General features: G+C 70.4%; 25 protein-coding genes. 9 read left to right on the plus strand and 16 right to left on the minus strand.

Annotated features, from left to right (window positions below; translation table 11 throughout):
- Nucleotides 1-29 precede the first annotated feature (29 nt).
- Both N553_RS0104350 and N553_RS0104355 read left to right on the plus strand, forming a co-directional pair.
- Complete coding sequence (locus N553_RS0104350; RefSeq protein ID WP_028045513.1) at nucleotides 30-581, plus strand: hypothetical protein; 552 nt, start codon at nucleotides 30-32, stop codon at nucleotides 579-581.
- A 103-nt stretch (nucleotides 582-684) separates the two neighbouring features.
- Nucleotides 685-1,365 carry a YdeI family protein gene (locus N553_RS0104355; protein ID WP_231505157.1) on the plus strand — a complete coding sequence of 227 codons (681 nt, stop codon included), beginning with the start codon at nucleotides 685-687 and terminating at the stop codon, nucleotides 1,363-1,365.
- A gap of 184 nt (nucleotides 1,366-1,549) precedes the next feature.
- Here the strand turns inward: N553_RS0104355 and N553_RS0104360 are convergent, their stop codons facing one another.
- From N553_RS0104360 to N553_RS0104370, 3 genes are all read right to left on the minus strand, one after another.
- Complete coding sequence (locus N553_RS0104360; RefSeq protein ID WP_156043693.1) at nucleotides 1,550-1,864, minus strand: hypothetical protein; 315 nt, start codon at nucleotides 1,862-1,864, stop codon at nucleotides 1,550-1,552.
- A complete protein-coding gene (locus N553_RS0104365; RefSeq protein ID WP_156043694.1) occupies nucleotides 1,861-2,682 on the minus strand; it encodes a hypothetical protein in 822 nt (273 codons plus the stop codon). The genes N553_RS0104360 and N553_RS0104365 overlap by 4 nt, the downstream gene beginning before the upstream one ends.
- Nucleotides 2,683-2,791: 109 nt before the next feature.
- Nucleotides 2,792-3,265, minus strand: a complete 474-nt coding sequence (locus N553_RS0104370; protein ID WP_028045517.1) for a MarR family winged helix-turn-helix transcriptional regulator — start codon at nucleotides 3,263-3,265, stop codon at nucleotides 2,792-2,794.
- A gap of 91 nt (nucleotides 3,266-3,356) precedes the next feature.
- Between N553_RS0104370 and N553_RS0104375 the strand changes: the two genes are divergently transcribed.
- Together N553_RS0104375 and N553_RS0104380 are read left to right on the plus strand one after the other, a co-directional pair.
- On the plus strand, nucleotides 3,357-4,238 hold the full coding sequence (locus tag N553_RS0104375) for an alpha/beta hydrolase (RefSeq protein ID WP_028045518.1): 882 nt from the start codon (nucleotides 3,357-3,359) through the stop codon (nucleotides 4,236-4,238).
- Nucleotides 4,239-4,379: 141 nt separating this feature from the next.
- Complete coding sequence (locus N553_RS0104380; protein ID WP_028045519.1) at nucleotides 4,380-5,342, plus strand: NAD-dependent epimerase/dehydratase family protein; 963 nt, start codon at nucleotides 4,380-4,382, stop codon at nucleotides 5,340-5,342.
- An 85-nt stretch (nucleotides 5,343-5,427) separates the two neighbouring features.
- On the opposite strand, the gene N553_RS0104385 is transcribed toward N553_RS0104380, so the two are convergent.
- The 6 genes from N553_RS0104385 to N553_RS0104410 all read right to left on the minus strand — a co-directional run bounded on the left by N553_RS0104385 (nucleotide 5,428) and on the right by N553_RS0104410 (nucleotide 9,294).
- A complete protein-coding gene (locus tag N553_RS0104385; protein WP_051639817.1) occupies nucleotides 5,428-6,150 on the minus strand; it encodes a phosphatase PAP2 family protein in 723 nt (240 codons plus the stop codon).
- Nucleotides 6,147-6,824, minus strand: a complete 678-nt coding sequence (locus N553_RS21050) for a phosphatase PAP2 family protein (protein WP_034620609.1) — start codon at nucleotides 6,822-6,824, stop codon at nucleotides 6,147-6,149. Before N553_RS21050 ends, N553_RS0104385 begins: the two co-directional genes overlap by 4 nt.
- 157 nt (nucleotides 6,825-6,981) lie before the next feature.
- Nucleotides 6,982-7,314 (minus strand): YciI family protein, encoded by a 333-nt coding sequence (locus N553_RS0104395; protein ID WP_028045521.1) that lies wholly within the window; start codon nucleotides 7,312-7,314, stop codon nucleotides 6,982-6,984.
- 52 nt (nucleotides 7,315-7,366) lie between these two features.
- Nucleotides 7,367-7,825: an SRPBCC family protein gene (locus tag N553_RS0104400; RefSeq protein WP_028045522.1), complete on the minus strand. Its 459-nt coding sequence runs from the start codon at nucleotides 7,823-7,825 to the stop codon at nucleotides 7,367-7,369.
- A complete protein-coding gene (locus N553_RS0104405; RefSeq protein ID WP_028045523.1) occupies nucleotides 7,818-8,168 on the minus strand; it encodes a helix-turn-helix transcriptional regulator in 351 nt (116 codons plus the stop codon). Before N553_RS0104405 ends, N553_RS0104400 begins: the two co-directional genes overlap by 8 nt.
- A 148-nt stretch (nucleotides 8,169-8,316) precedes the next feature.
- On the minus strand, nucleotides 8,317-9,294 hold the full coding sequence (locus N553_RS0104410; protein ID WP_081844352.1) for a YafY family protein: 978 nt from the start codon (nucleotides 9,292-9,294) through the stop codon (nucleotides 8,317-8,319).
- Between the two features lie 33 nt (nucleotides 9,295-9,327).
- Between N553_RS0104410 and N553_RS0104415 the strand changes: the two genes are divergently transcribed.
- A complete protein-coding gene (locus N553_RS0104415) occupies nucleotides 9,328-10,335 on the plus strand; it encodes an alpha/beta fold hydrolase (protein ID WP_081844353.1) in 1,008 nt (335 codons plus the stop codon).
- 26 nt (nucleotides 10,336-10,361) lie between these two features.
- On the opposite strand, the gene N553_RS0104420 is transcribed toward N553_RS0104415, so the two are convergent.
- On the minus strand, nucleotides 10,362-10,703 hold the full coding sequence (locus N553_RS0104420; protein WP_028045526.1) for a YciI family protein: 342 nt from the start codon (nucleotides 10,701-10,703) through the stop codon (nucleotides 10,362-10,364).
- Nucleotides 10,704-10,973: 270 nt separating this feature from the next.
- Between N553_RS0104420 and N553_RS0104425 the strand changes: the two genes are divergently transcribed.
- Nucleotides 10,974-11,516 carry a hypothetical protein gene (locus tag N553_RS0104425; protein WP_156043695.1) on the plus strand — a complete coding sequence of 181 codons (543 nt, stop codon included), beginning with the start codon at nucleotides 10,974-10,976 and terminating at the stop codon, nucleotides 11,514-11,516.
- A gap of 88 nt (nucleotides 11,517-11,604) precedes the next feature.
- Here the strand turns inward: N553_RS0104425 and N553_RS0104430 are convergent, their stop codons facing one another.
- Nucleotides 11,605-12,447: an HAD hydrolase family protein gene (locus tag N553_RS0104430; RefSeq protein ID WP_028045528.1), complete on the minus strand. Its 843-nt coding sequence runs from the start codon at nucleotides 12,445-12,447 to the stop codon at nucleotides 11,605-11,607.
- A 53-nt stretch (nucleotides 12,448-12,500) separates the two neighbouring features.
- Nucleotides 12,501-13,052, minus strand: coding sequence for a putative glycolipid-binding domain-containing protein (locus N553_RS0104435; RefSeq protein ID WP_028045529.1), 552 nt, complete (start codon nucleotides 13,050-13,052; stop codon nucleotides 12,501-12,503).
- Between the two features lie 182 nt (nucleotides 13,053-13,234).
- Here N553_RS0104435 and N553_RS0104440 point away from each other — a divergent pair, with 182 nt between their 5' ends.
- Nucleotides 13,235-13,795: a hypothetical protein gene (locus tag N553_RS0104440; RefSeq protein ID WP_028045530.1), complete on the plus strand. Its 561-nt coding sequence runs from the start codon at nucleotides 13,235-13,237 to the stop codon at nucleotides 13,793-13,795.
- Nucleotides 13,796-13,826: 31 nt separating this feature from the next.
- Here N553_RS0104440 and N553_RS0104445 read toward each other — a convergent pair whose 3' ends face one another.
- Together N553_RS0104445 and N553_RS0104450 are read right to left on the minus strand one after the other, a co-directional pair.
- Complete coding sequence (locus N553_RS0104445; RefSeq protein WP_231505158.1) at nucleotides 13,827-14,114, minus strand: isoamylase early set domain-containing protein; 288 nt, start codon at nucleotides 14,112-14,114, stop codon at nucleotides 13,827-13,829.
- A gap of 137 nt (nucleotides 14,115-14,251) precedes the next feature.
- Nucleotides 14,252-14,902 carry a hypothetical protein gene (locus N553_RS0104450; RefSeq protein WP_156043696.1) on the minus strand — a complete coding sequence of 217 codons (651 nt, stop codon included), beginning with the start codon at nucleotides 14,900-14,902 and terminating at the stop codon, nucleotides 14,252-14,254.
- A 208-nt stretch (nucleotides 14,903-15,110) separates the two neighbouring features.
- Between N553_RS0104450 and N553_RS0104455 the strand changes: the two genes are divergently transcribed.
- Nucleotides 15,111-16,247: an epoxide hydrolase family protein gene (locus tag N553_RS0104455; protein ID WP_028045533.1), complete on the plus strand. Its 1,137-nt coding sequence runs from the start codon at nucleotides 15,111-15,113 to the stop codon at nucleotides 16,245-16,247.
- Nucleotides 16,248-16,281: 34 nt separating this feature from the next.
- Here N553_RS0104455 and N553_RS0104460 read toward each other — a convergent pair whose 3' ends face one another.
- On the minus strand, nucleotides 16,282-16,986 hold the full coding sequence (locus tag N553_RS0104460; protein ID WP_028045534.1) for an MBL fold metallo-hydrolase: 705 nt from the start codon (nucleotides 16,984-16,986) through the stop codon (nucleotides 16,282-16,284).
- 177 nt (nucleotides 16,987-17,163) lie between these two features.
- On the opposite strand from N553_RS0104460, the gene N553_RS21055 reads away from it, so the two are divergent.
- Nucleotides 17,164-18,270, plus strand: a complete 1,107-nt coding sequence (locus N553_RS21055) for a DNA glycosylase AlkZ-like family protein (protein ID WP_034620613.1) — start codon at nucleotides 17,164-17,166, stop codon at nucleotides 18,268-18,270.
- A gap of 37 nt (nucleotides 18,271-18,307) precedes the next feature.
- On the opposite strand, the gene N553_RS25900 is transcribed toward N553_RS21055, so the two are convergent.
- A complete protein-coding gene (locus N553_RS25900; protein WP_028045535.1) occupies nucleotides 18,308-18,703 on the minus strand; it encodes a DUF1232 domain-containing protein in 396 nt (131 codons plus the stop codon).
- Between the last annotated feature and the right edge of the window lie 105 nt (nucleotides 18,704-18,808).

Below are 18,808 nucleotides of genomic sequence, written 5' to 3' on the forward strand. Positions count from 1 at the left end.
CCGTCGTCACTCAGATCGGGAGACACACCATGGCAGAGGGGTTGGCGACCGGCCACGGGCTCGCGCGAGCGATCTGGGCGTCGTCGCTGTGCGCGTGCAGCGTGGTCCTGCTCGTCGCGGGGAAGACCACCGCCGGTCTCGCGTTCGCTGGCATGGCCCTGATCCTCGTCAGCCCGCTCCGACGCCTCGTAGCGAACGAGCGTCGCAGGGTGTGGGTGCGTGCCCTCGCGATCGCTGCACTCCTGGCGGTTGCCGCGGTCGGCATCGCAGGGACCGACATCCGGCCCGACCAGCACAGAACCGGTGTCGTCCCCGTCGACAAGGTCGCCGCGATCGTCGAGGACTTCGTCGATGTCGTCACCGGCCGCAGTGGGACACCGGCTCAGGGAACGATCACGCAGGAGATGGCAGAAGAGTTCGTCGGCTGCCTGCGTGAGGCTGGGCTGGCCGACGTCCCCGATCCCGTCGTCAGCGAGGACGGCATGTCCGTCGACTACTCACGGACGAGCGCGACACAGGATGCGATAGACACCGCGTCAGCCGCGTGCCGCCACATCCTCGAAGACGACGAGGACGGGTAGCACAGGAGCGCCCGTCCGATTCGCTCCACCGTTGGCCAGTCGGCTGGATCTCTGGTCGCACGCAGTGGCGATGTCGACGCACCTCGGGCGGCAAACTCGTCGTATGACACGTGACCAGGCTGAGTCCGAGACACCGGGTCGGATGGGCGGCTCACCCGAACGACCGGCGCGCTTCTTCGACAGCCCTGAGGAGTTCGGTGCTTGGTTGGCACTGAACCACGACACCGAGACGACGCTGTGGATGGGCCTGAAGAAGAAGGGCGTGGCTGATCGAGGCCTGACCTGGGAGCAAGCGGTCGTCGAGGCGCTGTGCTGGGGATGGATCGACTCCGTCTCGCAACGCATCGACGACGAGTCGCGGCGGCAGCGCTGGACCCCCCGCAAGAAGGCCTCCCACTGGAGCCGGGTCAATCTCAACCTCGTCGAGAAGCTGCGCGCCGAGGGACGGATGCAGCCGAGCGGGCTGGCGATCTGGGAGCAGCGCACCCGCGAAGAGGCGCCCTACAGTCACGAGCGACCATGGGCCGGACTGCCCGACTCGTACGCCGAGGAGCTGGCTGCGTCGCCGGCGGCCACCGCCTTCTGGGAGGCGTCGACCGCGAGCTACCGCAAGGTCTGTGCCGTCTGGGTCACCTCGGCGAAGCAGGACGCCACCCGCGCCCGCCGGATGGCACAGCTGATCGAGTGCAGCGCCGAGGGCGAGCTCGTGCCCAACCAGCGCTACGGCGACGTTCCGGCGTGGTTGGCGCGGGCCGCGGCGGCAGCAGCGGCAGCGGCACGATGACGGCGCCTGATCACGCGGCGAAGGTGGCGCCTGGCGGTTTCCGGCCATCACGTGGCTCGGCTGGCTGACGCGGTCAGTCCTCGACGGGCACGTCGGCGATGCGAGCGCTCCGGGCACGGCCGAGGGAGCCGTCCGCGCCCGGTGGCAACCAGCTGGAAGCCACCGGGCCGGAGCTCTCGAGGAGCTAAGGGTGAGTCAAGCCGAAGAAGCCGACCAGGACGACGGCGGCCGCCAGGGCTGCCGCGAAAAGCCACGAGACCTGCGGGCGAACTGAGAAGCCGAGCGTCGGTAGCGCCGCGACAGGTGCCGCCAGCGCGGCGCCGGCGACTATCCACAGCATGAACGACGGGACCGGCTTGGCGGTGTTGCTGGCCATGAAGTCACTACCGACGAGGATCGCGGCGAACCCGACGCAGCCGGCGATGATCAGCGACACCACGACCAGGGCGACGGTGAGCGCCCATCGTGGGGAGGCCGTGCGGGGCACTGTGGGCGTCATGCTCCTCCCGTCGCGTGCACGGTTACCGCGCCGGACGTCACCAACCGGGACGCCCGGATGGTGCCCGTCAGGTCGGTCGATCCGTCGATCTGCACCGTGCCTGAGGATGTCAGGTTCGCAGTGACCTGCGGGTCGATGCTCGTGGGGCCGACCAGCCTGATGAGCGAGCCCGAGCCGCTACCGGCCACGATGGTGAGCTTGTGCGGCCGTCCGTCGGATGCGGTGACCTTCAGCCCGTTGGTCGAGCCCAGCGCGTTCACCTTGAGCGTCAGGTCTGCCTTCAGGTCGATGGCGAGTCCCTGCAGCGTGACTGTCGGGCACGCGGCACCTGTCGCGTCGACGACCGTGTTCCCGGTGACCGTCAGCTTCGCCGTTCCGACGGTCGACGTCGACAGGACGCAACCCGGCTTGGTCTGCAGTGCTGCGGACCATGACGGCGCACCCGCTCCGACGGCAATGGACTTCAGCCACGCACCCCACGACGTCTCGGCCCCTGTTGTCTCTGGAGTCGGGACTGCCGGTGCCGCGACCGCCGGCAAGGGCAGTGTGCTGGCCGCGGTGTAGATCTCCCCGTGGACGGTTCCGATGGTCTTCAGGTTCGCGACACTCTTACCGTCCAGGACGGTCAGGCCGGCGGCGGTCGCCAGGTACCCGCTGATCCGGACGGTCGACTGGATCGTGACCTGCCCCCCGGACTGGAGGTTTCCACCGATGTGCGGGCTCGAGTCAGCCTTGACGGTGCCCCCTACCCAGAGCGTCCCGTCGATCCGGCAGTTGTTCGTCAGCGACGCGTTCCCCGTGACGGTCACGTCGCCCACGACGTGAGCGTTGCTGTTGCATGTGAAGTCGCCGTTGACCAGGAGGTTTCCGCCCGGGCCGCCGATCGTCGTCGTGTTCGTGAGGACCACCGACGTGGCCGGACGACTCCTAGGTGGCAGGGGCCTGGCCGACCCAACCGGGTGCGTCCGGTTTCACCGTGGCGTCGCCGACGAGCGCGGCGAGTGTCTCCTCGAGGTGCGCGATCTCGGCGGTGCCCAGCTTCGCTTCCCACCTGGCGCGCAGGTCCTCGAAGATCGCTTCACCCTCGCGCAGGACGTCGAACCCGCGGGCGGTGACCTGCAGCCGGTTGCGCCGGGCGTCGGACGGGTCGGGGTCGCTCGACACGTAGCCGCGCTCCACGAGTACCGCGACGGGCTTCGCGGCTGCCTGCTTCGAGACGGAGAGGCGCCGCCCGACGTCGGACGTGCTGTCGGCGCCGGCGATGATCGCGCGCAGCGCGAACTCGTGGGTCGAGCGGAAGTCGTCGTAGCCGCGAGCGGCCAGCTCGGCCGTCGCAGCATCCACAAGCGTCCGGAAGCCGCTGAGCAGCAGGAGCGCGAGATCGGCGCCGGATCGGGGCATGAGGAGCAGCCTAGGTCTCCTTCTGGCGGACGACAACCATGTTGTCTATGATGGTAGACAACCAAGTTGTCTATCCAAGGAGCTCACCACGATGACCACCACCAACGCGACCATCCCCGACATCGCGCACCACACCGCGCAGATCAACGGCGCGGAGCTCCACTACGTGACCGCGGGCAGCACCGGGTCGCCCATCCTGCTCGTGCACGGTTTCCCGGAAACCTGGTGGGCCTTCCACAAGGTCATCCCGCTGCTCGCCGAGGACCACCAGGTCGTCGCTGTGGACCTGCGCGGCTTCGGTGACTCCAGCACCGCGAACGACGACCACGACAGCACGACCGCTGCGGAGGACCTGCACGGGTTGATCCAGCACCTCGGCCTGGGACCTGTGCACCTGACGGGGCAGGACATCAGCGGGGGGACCGTGTTCCGGCTCGTTGCCACGCACCCGCAGGACGTCCTCAGCCTCACGGCGATCGAGATGGGCCTGGCCGGGTTCGGCCTGGAAGGCCTGGCGGAAGTAACGCACGGCGGCTCATGGCACATCGGTGCTCTGGCGGCCCCCGGCATCCCCGAGCTGCTGTTCGCCGGCCGGGAGCGCGAGCTCCTCGGGCAGTGGGCGTTCCCGAGCATGACCGCCGTCGCCGGGTCCATCACCGACGCCGACGTGGACGAGCTCGCCCGCACCTACGCCCGTCCCGGGGGCTGGCGCGGCGCCGTCGGCCTCTACCGCTCGATGCTGACCGAGGGTGACGACCTCAGGAACCTGGCCGCGTCGCGCCCCCTCGCCGTGCCCGTGCTGGCGGTCGGCGCCGGCGGTGGACCGTTCACTGCCGCGACGCTCGATCAGGTCACGGCCGGTGAGATCACAGCCGTTCAGCTCGACGGCGTCGGTCACTACGCCGCCCTGGAAGCTCCCGCCGCACTCGCAGCGCAGATTCTCGACTTCGTCAGGTCGGTCGACTCGGCGTGACGACGGCGCGCCGGGCCCAGCCGCGTGAGGACGGCTCCAAGCAAACCGGCACGTCAATGACCTGGGCCAGTCCCTGGTGAGGGCGTTCTTCCGTCAGCAGAACGCGCCGCCTGACACTGCCGTCCATGGTCGACTGACGCCATGCGACGGGTGCTGGTGCTCGGTGGGACGGCGTGGCTCGGGCGCGAGATCGCGACGTGCGCAGTCGCGAGCCAGGCGCAGGTCGTCTGTCTGGCGCGCGGTGAGTCGGGTGCTCCCCCGGACGGCACCCGCCTCGTCCGCGCCGACCGCGACAAGCCCGGCGCGTACGACGAGCTGGACGGTGAGTGGGACGAGGTCATCGAGCTCGCCTACGAGCCCGCCAAGGTGGGTTCGGCACTCGACGCGCTCGCCGAGCGTGCTCACCACTGGACGCTGGTCTCGTCGGTGTCGGTGTACCGCCGGAACGACGAGCCCGGCGCGGACGAGTCTGCAGAGCTCGTCGAACCAGAGGACCTCACTGACTACGCGCACGCGAAGGTCGCCGCAGAACGCGCCACGACGTCCCGCCTCTCCGATCGACTGCTGATCGTGCGGCCGGGGTTGATCGCCGGCCCTGGCGATCTCAGCGACCGGTTCGGCTACTGGATGGCACGGCTCCACCGGGGCGGCCGGGTCCTGACACCGGCCGGCGAGGGTCGCCACGTGCAGGTGATCGACGTGGCGGACCTGGCGACCTGGATCGTCCACGCGGGCGCCACCGCCCAGACGGGCACCGTCAACGCCGTCGGCGAGAGTCAGGAGTTCGACGACTTCCTCGGCGACGTGCGGTCGGTCACCGGGTTCACCGGGGACCTGGTCGACGTCGACGACGCCTGGCTTCTCCAGCGGGCCGTGAACTACTGGGCCGGGCCCCGCTCCCTGCCCCTGTGGCTCCCGGGCGCGGACGCAGCGTTCGCACAGCGGAGCAACAGCAGGTACCTCGCGTCCGGCGGCTCCCTACGCCCTCTGCGCGCGACCATCTCCCGGGTGCGCGACGACGAGGTGGCTCGCGGCGTCAACCGGCCGCGGCGTTCCGGGCTCAGCATCGAGGAGGAGACCGAGCTCCTCGACCAGGTGCGCTGAGGTGCCTGACCGGTCCGGGCGCGCCCTCACGGGCCTGGCGGCCTGCCGGTCGCATCCCGCTCGAGAGCTCGGAGCGGTTCGGCGCTCAGGCGTCCCGGCGCAGGTACCACCACGCGAGCAACGCGCACACCACGCCGTTGACCAGGCCGACGAGCACGTCCGTGGGGTGGTGCATGCCGCGGTACAGGCGTGCCGTCGCGACGGCGACGGGGACGAGGAGGCAGGCGACCGTGAGCCCCCACCGCAGCCAGGGCCGGGTGATCCGCTGGCACAGGAGCGCGAGCATGACGTAGAGCGCGGCGGACGCGCTCGTGTGGCCACTGGGGAACGCGGTGGTCGGCGGGGAGTCGTCGAGCAGGGGGACGTCGGGCCGCTCGCGGCCGACCAGCAGCGACGAGGTGAAGAAGAGGACGGCCTGGAGCCCGATCGCGATCAGGGGGACGACGGCAAGCCACCACTGTCGGGTGCGCCACCAGAACACCGCCACCACGAGCAGGCAGACCGCGATGACGAACTGGGTCTGCCCGAAGTCCGACAGCACCAGCGTGAGCGAGCTGAGGCCCGCGGTCCGACGTGCCTCGAACCACCGGTTCACACCGGTCTCGGCCGGCAGGTCGCGCAGCGGGCCGACGATCAGGAGACCGAGCCCCACCATGACGAGCCACCACAGCGTGGCCGGGAGGAGCGCCCGCTTCGCCAGGTCGCGGCACGCAGACCCGAACGTGGGTCTGGACGTGTCGGTCTCGTAGCGGTGCACGTACGAGTGGACGCTGCTGCGGCGGTGTGTCTCGCCGACGAGGAGGGTCATGTGACCTCTTCTGTGCGGGGCTGTGTTCTCCAGCCGTGGTACCCGAGGGACGAAGCGCCGACCATCGCGGTGCCGAGCAGGATGCCGGCGACCACGTCGGACGGGTGATGCACGCCGAGCATGACCCGGTCCGCGGCGGTGAGCAGCGTGACCGTGCCGCCGGCGATCGCCACGGTGACCTTGCCACGCGTTCCGAGAAGCGGCCACAGGAGGATCGTCGTCACCAGCGCGGCGGCAGCGGCGTTGGTCGCGTGACCGGAGGGGAAGCTGGAACCCGGTGCGTGCTCGAGGGCGTCCTCCACCTCGGGTCGTGCCCGGTGGACCAGCCCCTTCGCTCCGACCTGGAGCGCCCACGCCGCCAGGAGCGTCACGATGGCCCACAGCGCGCGGCTCCCCAGCCCGCGCCGCCGCCAGACCAGCAGGCAGAGCACTCCCACGGCCAGGTTCACCCAGATGGGCCTCAGCAGCTCCTGCCAGATGAGCAGGCCGCGAAAGAGGGCGGGGTGGTCACGGGTGAACGAGGTGAGCGCAGCGATCGCCTCGTCGTCGAGCCGCGCCAGCCCTGGCGCCTCCACGCGCACGAGGTAGGCGAGGACGACGACCGGCAGGGACACCCCGACACCGAAGGCCGTGGCTCGTAGGAGCGCGCGCTGGCGCGGATCGGGCGGGGGCATCCCCGCAGGCTAGGAGAACGTCGCGTGCTCGGCGCGCTGAGCGGTCGCGCGGGGTGCACGGACGAGACGGACCAAGGCGCCACGTCCCGTCCGTGCCGCTAGGCGATCGCCGCGCGAGCAGCGCCGAGCAGCAGCGGGCGGCATGGGGCAGAGAACGTCACGCTGTCGTCTGCAGCGGCCAGACCTCGACGACGCCGTGCGCGACGGCGCAGGGGTTCTGGGATGCGAGGGCGACGGCCTGCTCGAGGGTGTCCGCCTCGATGACGGCGAAGCCCGCGAGCGGAAGCTCCGACTGCAGGAACGATCCGTCCGTCGTCGCGACTCCGGCGCCGTCGTGGTTCCGTACCTGGGTCGGGGCGCCGGCGACGCCCATGACGACGCCGCTCTCGCGCAGGCGTGCATCCGACCGGTGTGCCTCGTCCCGGACGGCAGGATCGGTCCGGTCGTAACCGGCGCGGTCGCCGTATCCGATGGTGATGAAGGTGGTCATGGTCCTCTCCTACTCCTTGTGCTCCTGATGCGGTTCTGGTGATGTGCGGGCGTCAGCTCGTGCCGGTCGCCAGCTCGTCGGCGAGTGCGGCGAGCTGACTGCGCGTTCCTTGCTGGCGCCATTCGGGCTGCTCATGGCCGTCGAGGTAGGCCGCGTGCTCGGTGAGCACCAGGGTGGTGCCGTCTCCATGGGGTTCGAGCAGCACGGTGGTGAGCGAGATCGTGACCGGGGTGCCGTCGACCGACAGGGTGGACGAGTAGACGATCCGGTGGTCCGTCACGATGTCGTGATAGCTGGTCGCGAAGGTGAGGGTCTGGCCCTCGTTGTTGCGGCCACGAGTGGTCTCGGAACCGCCCGCGCGGAAGTCGAGCTCGTGGTGCTCAGCGGCCTTGCCCCCGAACCAGCGAGCCTTCGTCGCCGGATCGGCCCACGCTGCGAAGACCCGGGCCGGGCTGAAGGCGTAGTCGTGCTCGAGGGTGAACGTCGAGTTCACGACGGACGGGTCAGTCATCTGCTTCTCCTTCCGAGGGCGCGCTGGTCAAGATCTGGTCGAGCCGGTCGAGCCGGTGCTCCCACTGCGTGCGCTGGAGACCCAGCCAGCCCTCGGCGCGTCGGACGACTGCCGGTTCGATGGTGCAGGTGCGGACCCGCCCGGTCTTCTGCGAGGTCACCAGACCTGCATCCACGAGGACCTGGAGGTGCTGCATGACCGCGGTGAGCGACATCTCGAACGGCTCGGCGAGCTGGCGCACGGAGGCCGGTCCGCGGACCAGCCGCTCGACGAGGGCGCGACGTGTCGGATCGGCGAGGGCATGGAAGACCCGGTCCAACGTCGGTTCCTGGTCGTTCGGCACGTCTTCGACGCTAGGAGCCGTCGACCCAATAGTCAAGCAGTTGCTTCACTATTGAGGTGCTGCCCTGCTCGGTGCTTGATCGAGGCGGACAGCACGGATGACCCGCTGGAGCAGCGGTGTCGTGAAGGAGCGCATCGCGCTCGCGGCCTCAGCCGTAGCGCTCGACGAGCGCTTGGCCCATCGACGCCAGGTGGGCTCGCACACCCGGAGGCCCAGTGACCTCGAGCCACTCCCCCAGCCCGGCAAGCTCACCAGCGAGCGTGTACTCGTCGTAGCCGCGGATCACGACGTCGATGCGGCCGTCGGTGCCGGCACCTCCCACCTCCAGCCGACCGCCGAACCCGATCCGGAGCAGCCCGATCCCGTGGGGCACGCACACCGCCTGCACCTCGACGGGCGTTCGCCTGCGGTCGACCTCGTCGGCGATCTCGCGCCAGCTCTCGGCGAGGTCGAAGTGCTCGGGTCGGGCCACGGGCTCGTCGGTCGGTTCGGCGGACGACACCCGGTCGATCCGGAAGGTCCGTCGGCCCGCGTCGGTGTGGCACACGAGGTACCACGACAGCCCCTTGGCGACGATGCCCAGCGGGTCCACGGTCCTCACGGTCTCGGCGCCTGCCCGGTCGACGTAGCCGAGCCGCACCTGGACGCCGCGGATCACGGCGTCCTGGAGCTCGTCCAGGAAGCGCGGTGGCCGGGGGTCGACGCGACCCGACCCCCACCGCCGCGGGTCTACGACCAACGACGACGCTGCCGCCTCGGCCTGCACCCGGAAAGGCTCTGGCAGGGCACGGACGAGCTTGCGCAGCGCTGCTTTGACGGCCGGCGTCGCAGCCGAGGCGGGGCCGGCAACCAGGAACAGGGCGCGGGCCTCACCTGCCGTCAGCCCGGACAGGTCCGTGCGGGCGCCGCCCACGAGGCGCCAGCCGCCGCCTCGTCCCTGCATGGAGTAGACGGGCACGCCGGACATGGCCAGCGCGTCGAGATCGCGGCGGGCGGTGCGCTCGGAGACCTCCAGCTCTCGGGCGACCTCCCCTGCGGTCACGTGCTCGCGCTGCTGCAGCAGCAGCAGGATGGCCATCAGTCGGTCGGCTCGCACCCTGTCAAACTCCCACACCAAACCGGTCATGAGGTGACCTGTTCAGGTCCGCAGGATGGCGACATGACCTCATCGACGAGCCCGACCACCCCCGCCCACATCGACCCTCGGCCCGTCGGGGCTGCACCGCTCGATCCAGCCGAGTTTCCCGAGCCCACCCTCGTCTCGGTCAACGGCGTGACGCTCGAGGTCTTCGAAGCAGGGAGACGCGACGCCGGCCGACCCGTCGTGCTCTGCCACGGCTGGCCGGAGCATGCGATCACCTGGCGCCACCAGGTGCCCGCGCTCGTCGCGGCGGGCTACCACGTCATCGTCCCGAACCAGCGGGGCTACGGGAGGTCATCCCGTCCGACCGAGGTGACGGACTACGACATCGAGCACCTGACGGGTGACCTCGTCGCACTTCTCGACCACTACGGGTACGACGACGCCACGTTCGTCGGGCACGACTGGGGTGCCATGGTGGTCTGGGGCCTCACCTTGCTGCACCCGGATCGCGTGAACAAGGTGATCAACCTGAGCCTGCCGTACCAGGTCCGAGGTGACGTGCCGTGGATCGAGCTCATGGAGAGCGTGCTCGGCGACGACTTCTACTTCGTCCACTTCAACCGGCAGCCCGGCGTCGCCGACGCGGTGCTCGACGAGAACACGGCCCAGTTCCTGCGCAACCTGTACCGGAAGAACGAGCCCCCCGCCGAACCTGCGCAGGGGATGGCGATGATCAACCTGGCCCGAGCGGAGACGCCGCGCGGCGAGCCGGTCATGAGCGACCTCGAGCTCGCCGTGCTGGTCTCGGCCTTCGAGTCATCGGGGTTCACGGGCAGCATCAACTGGTACCGGAACCTCGACCGCAACTGGCACCTTCTCGCGGACGCGGACCCGATCATCCGTCAGCCCACCCTCATGATCTACGGCGCCCGGGACGCAATCGCCAGGTCCGAGAACCTGACGGAGTTCGTGCCGAACGTGGACGTGGTCACCCTGGACTGCGGTCACTGGATCCAGCAGGAGAGGCCGGACGAGACGACCCAGGCGATCCTCACGTGGCTTGCCCAGCGGGATGCCACCTAGGGCTCGGACCGACGCGTGCCGGTGACCTACTTGATGACCCGGACCTCCTGGGGCCAGCCGCACCCCTCGGCGACCCTGCCGGCCCACATCTTGGCCGTCTCGACGTCGGGCACGTCGATGACGGTGATCCCGCCCAGGTACTCGGTGGTCTCGGCGTAGGGACCGTCGGAGACCACCACACTCCCGCTCGTCGCGTCGGCGCTGAACGCGTCGGCCATGTCCTCCTCGAGCCCGCCGGCGAAGACCAGGACCCCCGCCGCGTCCATGTCACGGACGACCGCGTTGCTGGGCTCGGCACGGGTCTGGAACCACTCGGCGGGGTGGTCCCCGACCCACTGCTGGTTGAAGTAGATGGCGTACTGCGTCATGTCGTTCCTCCTGTTCGGCTGCTCCTGCGGCCTGTCACCACTCTGACGGACGAGCCGCGCCGGAATCGACATACAGCTTCGGCCAGCGGCACAGCCGGTGGGTGGACCGAGGCCCTCCTGGTAGAGCCGCTCGCGCAGATCGCCGGCAGTGAGCGCGTCCACGTCGGCGACGTCGGGTTCGACCTACCCACCGGGTGGACCATCGGCCACGAGGACATCGAGCACGGCAGCGCTGCGCGCTTGTTCGACGGTCAGACGCCGGTCGGAGGCGTGAGCTTCACCGGAGAGAGTCCAGCCGATGCCCATGCCGTGCAGAAGGCGTTGGACGGTGCCGCTGCCTCCTGGGGCGACCTGGCTCTGGGTCTGCGGCGACTCCCAGTGGCTTGGTCCGGGATGCCTGACGCGGGAGCGCTGGAGTTCTCCTTCGCCGACCCCAGCGCGGGCGGTGCCGAGATGGACGTGCTCGTCGTCGCGGCGCACGCCCCCGGGCGGACTGGTCTCGCTGTCGTACTCGTCACAGCCCCCGGTGGGACACTGGACGCCTCCCCGGCGTACGAGGTCCTGCGGACGATCCGCTTCGAGGGCGGCGACGAGGGCAGCGCGGAGCGGACCGACATCTACACGAGCAGCTACGCCATCGGCGCTGCGACGGGTCCCCTCCTGATCGTGGTGCTGATCGTGTGGCTCATCCGGCGGGCGATGCGCAAGCCGACGCGACCCGACGTCGCGTTGCCCGCAGCGGCGCCCTTGCCATTCGGCCCAGGCACCACCGACAACGTCAACTCCCAGACCGCACCGGGGGCGCCGCAGTGAATGGCGGCGAGCCGCTCGGCACGAGCGCCAGGATCCGGCGGCGAGTCCTCGGAGCTCGCTGGAACGCTGCTGCGAGCGCGGATGGACGTCACGCCCTTCGGTAGAGGCCCAGGTCGTCGAACGACGCCACGAGACCCTCGAGGTGCGGGCCTCGTGCTACCGCGTCCGCGACAGCGAGGACCCTGTCGTCCGACCCTTCGATCGCGACGCCGACCCCGGCGTACTCCAACATCTCGAGGTCGTTGAGGCCGTCGCCGAACGCGATGACGTCGTCTCGCTCAGCCATGAGGTGTCGCTGAACCAGCTCGATCCCGAGCGCCTTGTGCACGTCGGCCAGGTACAGCTCGCCCGCGAAGTCGTGCGCCTCGACGATCGAGCTGGGCACGAACCCCACGCTCGGCCCGAGCGAGCTGAGCAGCTCGGTCCAGGCTGTCGCTGCCGCGAGGTAGGTGACCTTGGCGAACGAGACTCCCGAGAGGTCCGCAGGCATCCGGAGCACGCGGAGGAAGTCATCGGCGCCGTGCTGCTCCTGGCTGCCGCCTGCTCCGAGCAGAGCCCGGAACCGGTCGTCGACGCCGGGCGGTCCGTACAACGCCTCCGGCGCTTCGAGGACGAACGCCGCGTCGTGCTCGATCAGGAGCGACACCACCCGCCGCGCGAGGTCATCGGGGAAGCGTCGATCGGCGAGCACGTTCCCGCCGACCTCGACGTAGCACCCTGCTGACGCGACCACGCCGTCGAAGCCGACATCGAGGATTCGGCTCGGCAGCATCGCCTTGGAGCGGCCGGTGCACAGGAACACGCGGTGGCCGGCCGCCCGAGCCCGGCGCACGGCGACCTCGTGCCCCGGCGGCACGACTCCGCGCTCGGCGTAGGTGCCGTCGATGTCGAGGAAGACGAGCTTGCGACGAAGAGGGTTCCCGGCTGGCACTGACCCATGCTCGCAAGAAATCACTGCCGGCTCATGAGATCCGGTCCGGACGTCTACACGAAGCGGACAGCGATGCCCGGGTAGTCGAGCAGCAGCCCCGCGTCGTCGTACGTGAGCGTCGCCCGAAAGCCACCCTCGGACGCGTAGTCGAACCGGTGGTCGTCGAGACGCCGGTACGTCTGGTCCAGCCGGCGGACGAGGAGGTCGGACGCCTGCACGTAGACGGCGGAGGTGGCGACCACCTCACCGACGGGCATCGTCCGCCGGTGAACCGGCAGCGTGTTCGTACAGGCCGACGCCTCCAGGTCGACGTCGACGAGCCCGTCCAGGTGCGGCGCCGGAACTCCGTCCACGGTCCAGCTGCCTGCCCCGTCGGAGTGCAGCACCGTGCTGCGTGGCCCGTCCACAGTGTCGGACGTGACCCGCACCTCCCGGGTGATCCATTCCTGGTCGAGCCTGATCTCGTACGAGACGGCGTGCGCTCGCCCGTCTTCGACGGCGGACGTGTGCCCGCGCAGCCGGCCGGGACCGAGGTAGACCACCTCGAACCCGTCGACCGCGTCGACGAACCGCCACGCGGCGAACGGCGGCACGGGTCCGAACACGAGTCCAGGCAACCAGATCGACAGCCACGCGAGAAGACGTCGGGGACGTCGGGCGGGCACGGGCACGGACCGACGACGTCACCAGTGCGACAACTCCTCCCGTCTGGACGCTCGACGTGCTCGCACCGCGTGGATCAGGCTTGCGGTGTGTGCGCGAAGCATGCGCGACGACAGGGGGACACGTGAGCGATACGACCGAGGCGCTTGCCACGTTCGACTTCCCAGCGTTCTTCGCTGCCGTCGACGAGGCACGCCGGAGCCAGGGCCTGCACTGGTACGCGTTCGCCGACGAGCTGTGGGACCTCTCCGTGCAGCTCAATGCCGAACGCGACGACCACCCGCTCTGCGGCGGTGCCGTGTCGCGGCTCGGTGCGCGAGGTGAGACGTCGTGCCAGTACGCGCTCTACCTGCTGCGCTGGCTCGGTGACCCACCCGAGACGTTCCTCGTCGGCCCCGCTGCGGACGTCGGCGACACGCGGCTCCCGGAGCCGGGACCCGGCAGCCGGCTCCGTTGGGACCTGGCCCAGCTCCACGCCGCGGTCGACGAGCAGCGGCGGGATCAGGGGCTGACGTGGGTGGGGCTGGCCGACCACATCGGCTGCACCCCGGCTCGGCTGACCGGGCTGCGCCGCGCGCGCATGGCCGACCTGGCTCTCGCGATGCGCCTGACCCAGTGGCTGCGCAGACCGGCCGCCGACTTCATCCATCCGGCCAGCAACGGGCACCGGGCGGAGCTGCTGTGACGACACGTCGACGGCTGGAGGCTGGCGCTGGTCAGACCAGGACGACGGACCCTTCCACGTCGATCTCGTCCGCGTCGGCGTCGTCGAACCAGAGGCCGTTCTCGCCCAGGTAGCGGAACCGCACCGTCGTGCCGGCCGGGACCTTCACGGACGCGCTCGCGGTCCCGTTGGAGCGGCGACGGAGCGGGTGCGCCCCGGGGGTCCAGTCGTTGAAGGTGCCGACGACGCTCACGGTGCCGTCGACGGCGGACGTCGGCAGCGAGAAGGTCAGCGTGCAGGTGGCGGCGGAACGGGACTTCTTGAGCACAGGCGGGTCCACTCTTCCCTCGGTCGGAACATCAGGTACCCCGCATCGTGGCGTGCTCGTGTTACCGGGAGGGCATCGATCAGATGAGCACGGTGTGACGTGTAGGGCAGGAGATGACCGGCGGGTGTCGGACCGTCGGACCTTGACCGTCAGAGCGTCAGAGCGATGGCCCAGTCGCTCGCCTCGAGGTCAGCCCTCGAGTACGTGACCTTTCCACGGTGCGCGACCTCGACCGACAGGAAGTCCTCGTCGGGGATGCCCGCGATGGTGAAGTCGTACCCGCAGACCCCGTAGTCGACGTCCACCATCGGGGCGCTCTCGAGCCGCTCGTTGTACTCGTCGCTTGCGGTCATGTACGCGGACCATGCCGCGTCCCACGCCGCATCGTCGTCGATGTCGACATCGGGCATCATCGGAGCGTCCCCCACAGCACTGTCGTCCCTCTCAGGGATCGCGGTCGTCTTGATGAAATGGCCCTCGTCAAGGTTGCCCGTCGCCACGATGTCCCCTGAGGCGTCCGTGACCGTGACCTGGGCACCGGGTTCCATGTCGTCGTACCCGCCGCCGTAGTCGCTGCGCGAGACCAGGCAGCCCGGACCCGTCGGCACCCGCAGGAGCGCGGTGACACTGATCGAACCGGACAGCTCGAACGTCTGCGCGGTAGGGGTGGGCGTCGGTGCGGGCGTGGACGCCGCGATCGCAGCAGGCTCCGCGCCCGTGCCGCCCGGCGCAGCGCACCCAGCGGCCAGCAAGCACGTCAGGGCCGCGACAGTCGCAGCCGCTCTCGGGTGAGCGCGCATCGGAGTTCCTCCTGGTGGTCTTTCCCGAGCTCATCGGCATTCCGGAGCCCTCCGTGAAGGATCGACGGGCGCGACGCCGGCGCAGCTGTCGAGGCGAACCCGCACGTGGGTGCTGAATCCGGCGCGAATGCGCGCTTTGGGTCCTTCCGTGCGCGAGCTCCAGGAACGACGCTTCTCCTGTACACCGGCCGCTATCGGAGGTTCGCCTGTGTCGCACGACGTGCACGACTTTCGGATCAGCGTCACGAACGCGGAGGTCGACGACCTTCGGAGTCGTCTGGAACGCACGAGATGGCCGGAACGGGAGACGGTCGACGACTGGTCCCAGGGCGTTCCACTGGCTGTCGTCAAGGAGTGGTGCCGCGCCTGGTCCGACGACTACGACTGGTTCCGCACCGAGCGTCGGCTCAACACGATCCCCCAGGTGACCGCGGTCATCGACTCGGTACGCGTGCACGCGCTGCACGTGCGCTCACCCCGCACGGACGCGATACCCCTGGTCCTGACCCATGGGTGGCCCGGCACGTTCCTCGAGTTCGAGGCGGCCGTCCCGTTGCTCACCGACCCGCCCGCGGGTCAGCCGGCCTTCCACGTCGTCGTGCCGTCGGTGCCCGGCTACGGCTTCAGCGGCCGCCCGACAGAGCCGGGGTGGACCATCCACCGGGTCGCCCGCGCGTGGGCCGAGCTCATGACGCGGCTGGGGTACCCGCGCTTCATGGCGGCCGGCAGCGACTGGGGGACGAGCATCTCGACCTCGATCGCCCTGCAGGTCCCCGAGCGGCTCGTGGGCATCCACCTGGTACCGCCGTTGGTCGGACCGCCGCACGCCACGGTCGAGCTCACCGCCGACGAGCGCTCGGCGCTGACCGATCTGGACGAACGCAGCCGGGCCGGCTCCGCGTACTCCGAGGTGCACCGCACACGACCCCAGACCCTCGGGTACGGGCTCACCGACTCCCCCGCGGGCCTCGCCGCCTGGATCGGGGAGAAGCTCTGGTCGTGGCCCGACCGCACCTCGGGCGGGCTGCGGACCGACCAGATCCTCGACAACCTCAGCGTCTACTGGTTCACCGCCACCGCTGCGTCGTCTGCCCGCCTGTACTGGGAGAGCATCGCGGAGGTCGGCGAGTGGTTCACCGTCGGGACCAGCGACACGATCGCGGTTCCGACGGGGTGCAGCGTGTTCCCTGCCGAGGTCCCGCGACCCTCGCGGCGCTGGGCTGAGCGACGTTTCACGCACATCGTCCACTGGGGCGAACCCCCTCGCGGCGGGCACTTCGCCGCCTGGGAGCAGCCGGAGCTCTTCGCAGCGGAGCTCCGGGCGACGGCTCAGGCGCTCGGCTGACGGCCGCCCGAACGATCCCGGCTCGGCGTCGTGGTCAGCTGCGCACCCGACGGACCGCCTCGGCCGCGCCGCCGTCCCACGGTGCCCCGTGGCCGGGGAGGACCCAGCGCACCCCGACGCCCGCGAGACGGTCGAGCGACTCGAGGGCAAGGGCCGGGTCGTCGGTGAACGGGGCCGGAGCAGGACCGGTCGCGCCGGTCAGGACGTGTCGGGTGGTCAGTCCGTCGCCCACGAAGACCGCGTCGACGCCGGGCACGACGATCGCGATGCTTCCCGGGGAATGCCCCGGCAGGGCCATCACGCGCGGGGACCCCGGCAGGTCGAGCACGTCGCCGTCGTCCACCGCGACCACCTCGTTCAGGTAGTGCGTCCGCAGGCCGCCCTTGGCTGAGGCGTAGGCGACGAAGCGCATCGTCGGGAGCAGCCGGATCCGACCCCACGTGGGCGAGGTCTTCTCCTCACCGCGGGCGCGGGCCACGTCCGCACGCCCGGCGAACACCGGGATGCCCTGCTGACGCCGCAGGCGCTCGGCAAACCCGATGTGGTCGCTGTCGCCGTGCGTGAGCACGATGCCGCGGATGTCCGTGAGCGGACGCCCCAGGACCGCGAGCTCGCGCTCCAGGTCCTTCCAGTGGCCGGGCAGTGCGGCGTCGACGAGGGTGATGCCCTGGTCGGTGACGACGAGGTAGCAGGCGACGACGTCGTTCCCGACACGATGCAGGCCGGGCGCGAGCTGCATCGTGGTCTCCCGGCTGTTCGGTCGCGGTGGGGAACGCTCCGCGGGGCGGCGTTCGATCACGATAGCCAACCGTCAGAGCAGCAGGGGCGGGGAGCTGTCGTCCGGGAGCGCGCACCGGCTGTGGTTGGGGGCAACCTGAGATGTCACGATGAGTGCGTCACCTCGAGGGAGCCGCCGATGCCGTCGACCACCTGGGCGCAGGCCCTCGCCTGGCGACTTCACCGTCACCTCCTGGAGCCCTCCGGCGCAGCGGGTGTCGACGACGTCGTGCGCCGGCTGGGGGCGGTCCCGGCCGGCAGCGAGGCTGGACAAGACCTCGCGATCGGGCTCCGGCGCCGCGTCCACGCAGCCGGCGACGTCGCCTCCAGCCTGGCCGACGGACGCGTCATCCGGACGTTCGCCTTCCGTGGCGCCGTCCACCTCCTCACGCCCGAGGACGGCGCCTCCTTCCTGGCGCTGCGGGCGTCCAGCCGGATGTGGGAGCTGCCCAGCTGGGTCGAGTACTACGGGCTCGCTGCCGACGACTGGCCCGCGTTCCGCGCGACGGTCCGCGACGCCCTCGCCGACGGGCCGCTGACCTACGACGAGCTCGCCCACGTGGTGACGGCACTGCCGCGGTACCAGCACCTGGACGCGGTGTTCACGGAGGGCGCCTGGACCCTGATCAAGCCGCTGGCCTGGCAGGGGGACCTCTGCTTCGCTCCGGCGCCGGAGGGACAGGCGGCGTTCCAGCGGCTCGACCACAACCCACGGTGGCACGGCATCCCGGACCTGGACGACGCAGGGCCGCGTGCCATCGAGACGTACCTGCGGGCGTACGCGCCCACGTCAGCGGAGCAGGTGCAGTACTGGCTGGGCGAGGGCCTGGGTGCTGCTCGCAAGCGGCTCCGCGCGTGGCTGCACGGACTCGGCGACCGGCTGGTGCAGGTGGACGTCGACGGTGATGAGCGGCTGATTCTCGCCGACGACCTCGACGACCTCCTCACCGCGACCGCGTCCAGCGCCGTGCACCTCCTGCCGGGCCATGACCAGTGGGTGCTGGGCCCTGGCACCAAAGACCGCCGCATCGTCCCGCCAGCCGCGCGGCAGCAGGTGTCTCGCGGCGCAAACGTCGTCGTCGTCGGTGGAGTGGTCCGCGGCACGTGGACCGTGCGCGACGGAGAGCTGAGGGTGATGTGGGCCGACGATGTCGATGCCCGGTCGGTACGCGCGGAGGTCGAGGCCGGCGCTGAGCGGCTCGCACGCACGCTCGGCGGCCCCGGCACGATCACGGTCCCCGACTGAGCGGTTGCGAACGCCGGCGGAACCCGACGGGGACCGATCAACCGGGCGCGCCGCCCAGGAGTCGTTCGAGGATGCGCGGGTCGCCGGGCCACGCGTCGAGCAGGACCGCTCTGGGCACTCGACGTGCGGCGTACCGGAAGGCCAGTGCGACGACCACGACGTCATCAAGAGGGCCGATGACCGGGAGGAACTCGGGGATCAGGTCGATCGGCGACAGCACCCACAGGCCCGCGATGACCACAGCGATCTTGGCACCGCGTGGGACCGATGGGTGGCGGCGGAGCCGGCGCACCGTGGTCACGCAGTCGGGCAGGAAGGAGGCCAGCTCCTTGAGCGTGCCCTCCGGCAGCCGACGGGCGAGGACGATCAGGACCGCCCACGTTGCGACCATCACGATGACCGCGATGCCCACGGCTCTGAGCCAGGCAGTCATCGGGAGAGGCTCCACAGTCCTGGACGGTGTGCAGGAGGCCGGTCGACCTGGCCGGCGGAACGGACGACGCTCGGTGACCAGCGCACGTCAGCGACTCTAGCCGTG

This window comes from Cellulomonas sp. URHE0023 (assembly GCF_000688475.1).
Lineage (GTDB): Bacteria > Actinomycetota > Actinomycetes > Actinomycetales > Cellulomonadaceae > Cellulomonas.

Bases quoted from the DNA above. Each gene is read 5' to 3' on its own strand.
- N553_RS0104350 (WP_028045513.1), top strand. From the start codon at position 30: ATGGCAGAGGGGTTGGCGACCGGCCACGGGCTCGCGCGAGCGATCTGG.
- N553_RS0104355 (WP_231505157.1), top strand. From the start codon at position 685: ATGACACGTGACCAGGCTGAGTCCGAGACACCGGGTCGGATGGGCGGC.
- N553_RS0104360 (WP_156043693.1), bottom strand. From the start codon at position 1,864: ATGACGCCCACAGTGCCCCGCACGGCCTCCCCACGATGGGCGCTCACC.
- N553_RS0104370 (WP_028045517.1), bottom strand. From the start codon at position 3,265: ATGCCCCGATCCGGCGCCGATCTCGCGCTCCTGCTGCTCAGCGGCTTC.
- N553_RS0104375 (WP_028045518.1), top strand. From the start codon at position 3,357: ATGACCACCACCAACGCGACCATCCCCGACATCGCGCACCACACCGCG.
- N553_RS0104380 (WP_028045519.1), top strand. From the start codon at position 4,380: ATGCGACGGGTGCTGGTGCTCGGTGGGACGGCGTGGCTCGGGCGCGAG.
- N553_RS0104385 (WP_051639817.1), bottom strand. From the start codon at position 6,150: ATGACCCTCCTCGTCGGCGAGACACACCGCCGCAGCAGCGTCCACTCG.
- N553_RS21050 (WP_034620609.1), bottom strand. From the start codon at position 6,824: ATGCCCCCGCCCGATCCGCGCCAGCGCGCGCTCCTACGAGCCACGGCC.
- N553_RS0104395 (WP_028045521.1), bottom strand. From the start codon at position 7,314: ATGACCACCTTCATCACCATCGGATACGGCGACCGCGCCGGTTACGAC.
- N553_RS0104400 (WP_028045522.1), bottom strand. From the start codon at position 7,825: ATGACTGACCCGTCCGTCGTGAACTCGACGTTCACCCTCGAGCACGAC.
- N553_RS0104410 (WP_081844352.1), bottom strand. From the start codon at position 9,294: ATGACCGGTTTGGTGTGGGAGTTTGACAGGGTGCGAGCCGACCGACTG.
- N553_RS0104415 (WP_081844353.1), top strand. From the start codon at position 9,328: ATGACCTCATCGACGAGCCCGACCACCCCCGCCCACATCGACCCTCGG.
- N553_RS0104420 (WP_028045526.1), bottom strand. From the start codon at position 10,703: ATGACGCAGTACGCCATCTACTTCAACCAGCAGTGGGTCGGGGACCAC.
- N553_RS0104450 (WP_156043696.1), bottom strand. From the start codon at position 14,902: ATGCGCGCTCACCCGAGAGCGGCTGCGACTGTCGCGGCCCTGACGTGC.
- N553_RS0104460 (WP_028045534.1), bottom strand. From the start codon at position 16,986: ATGCAGCTCGCGCCCGGCCTGCATCGTGTCGGGAACGACGTCGTCGCC.
- N553_RS21055 (WP_034620613.1), top strand. From the start codon at position 17,164: ATGCCGTCGACCACCTGGGCGCAGGCCCTCGCCTGGCGACTTCACCGT.
- N553_RS25900 (WP_028045535.1), bottom strand. From the start codon at position 18,703: ATGACTGCCTGGCTCAGAGCCGTGGGCATCGCGGTCATCGTGATGGTC.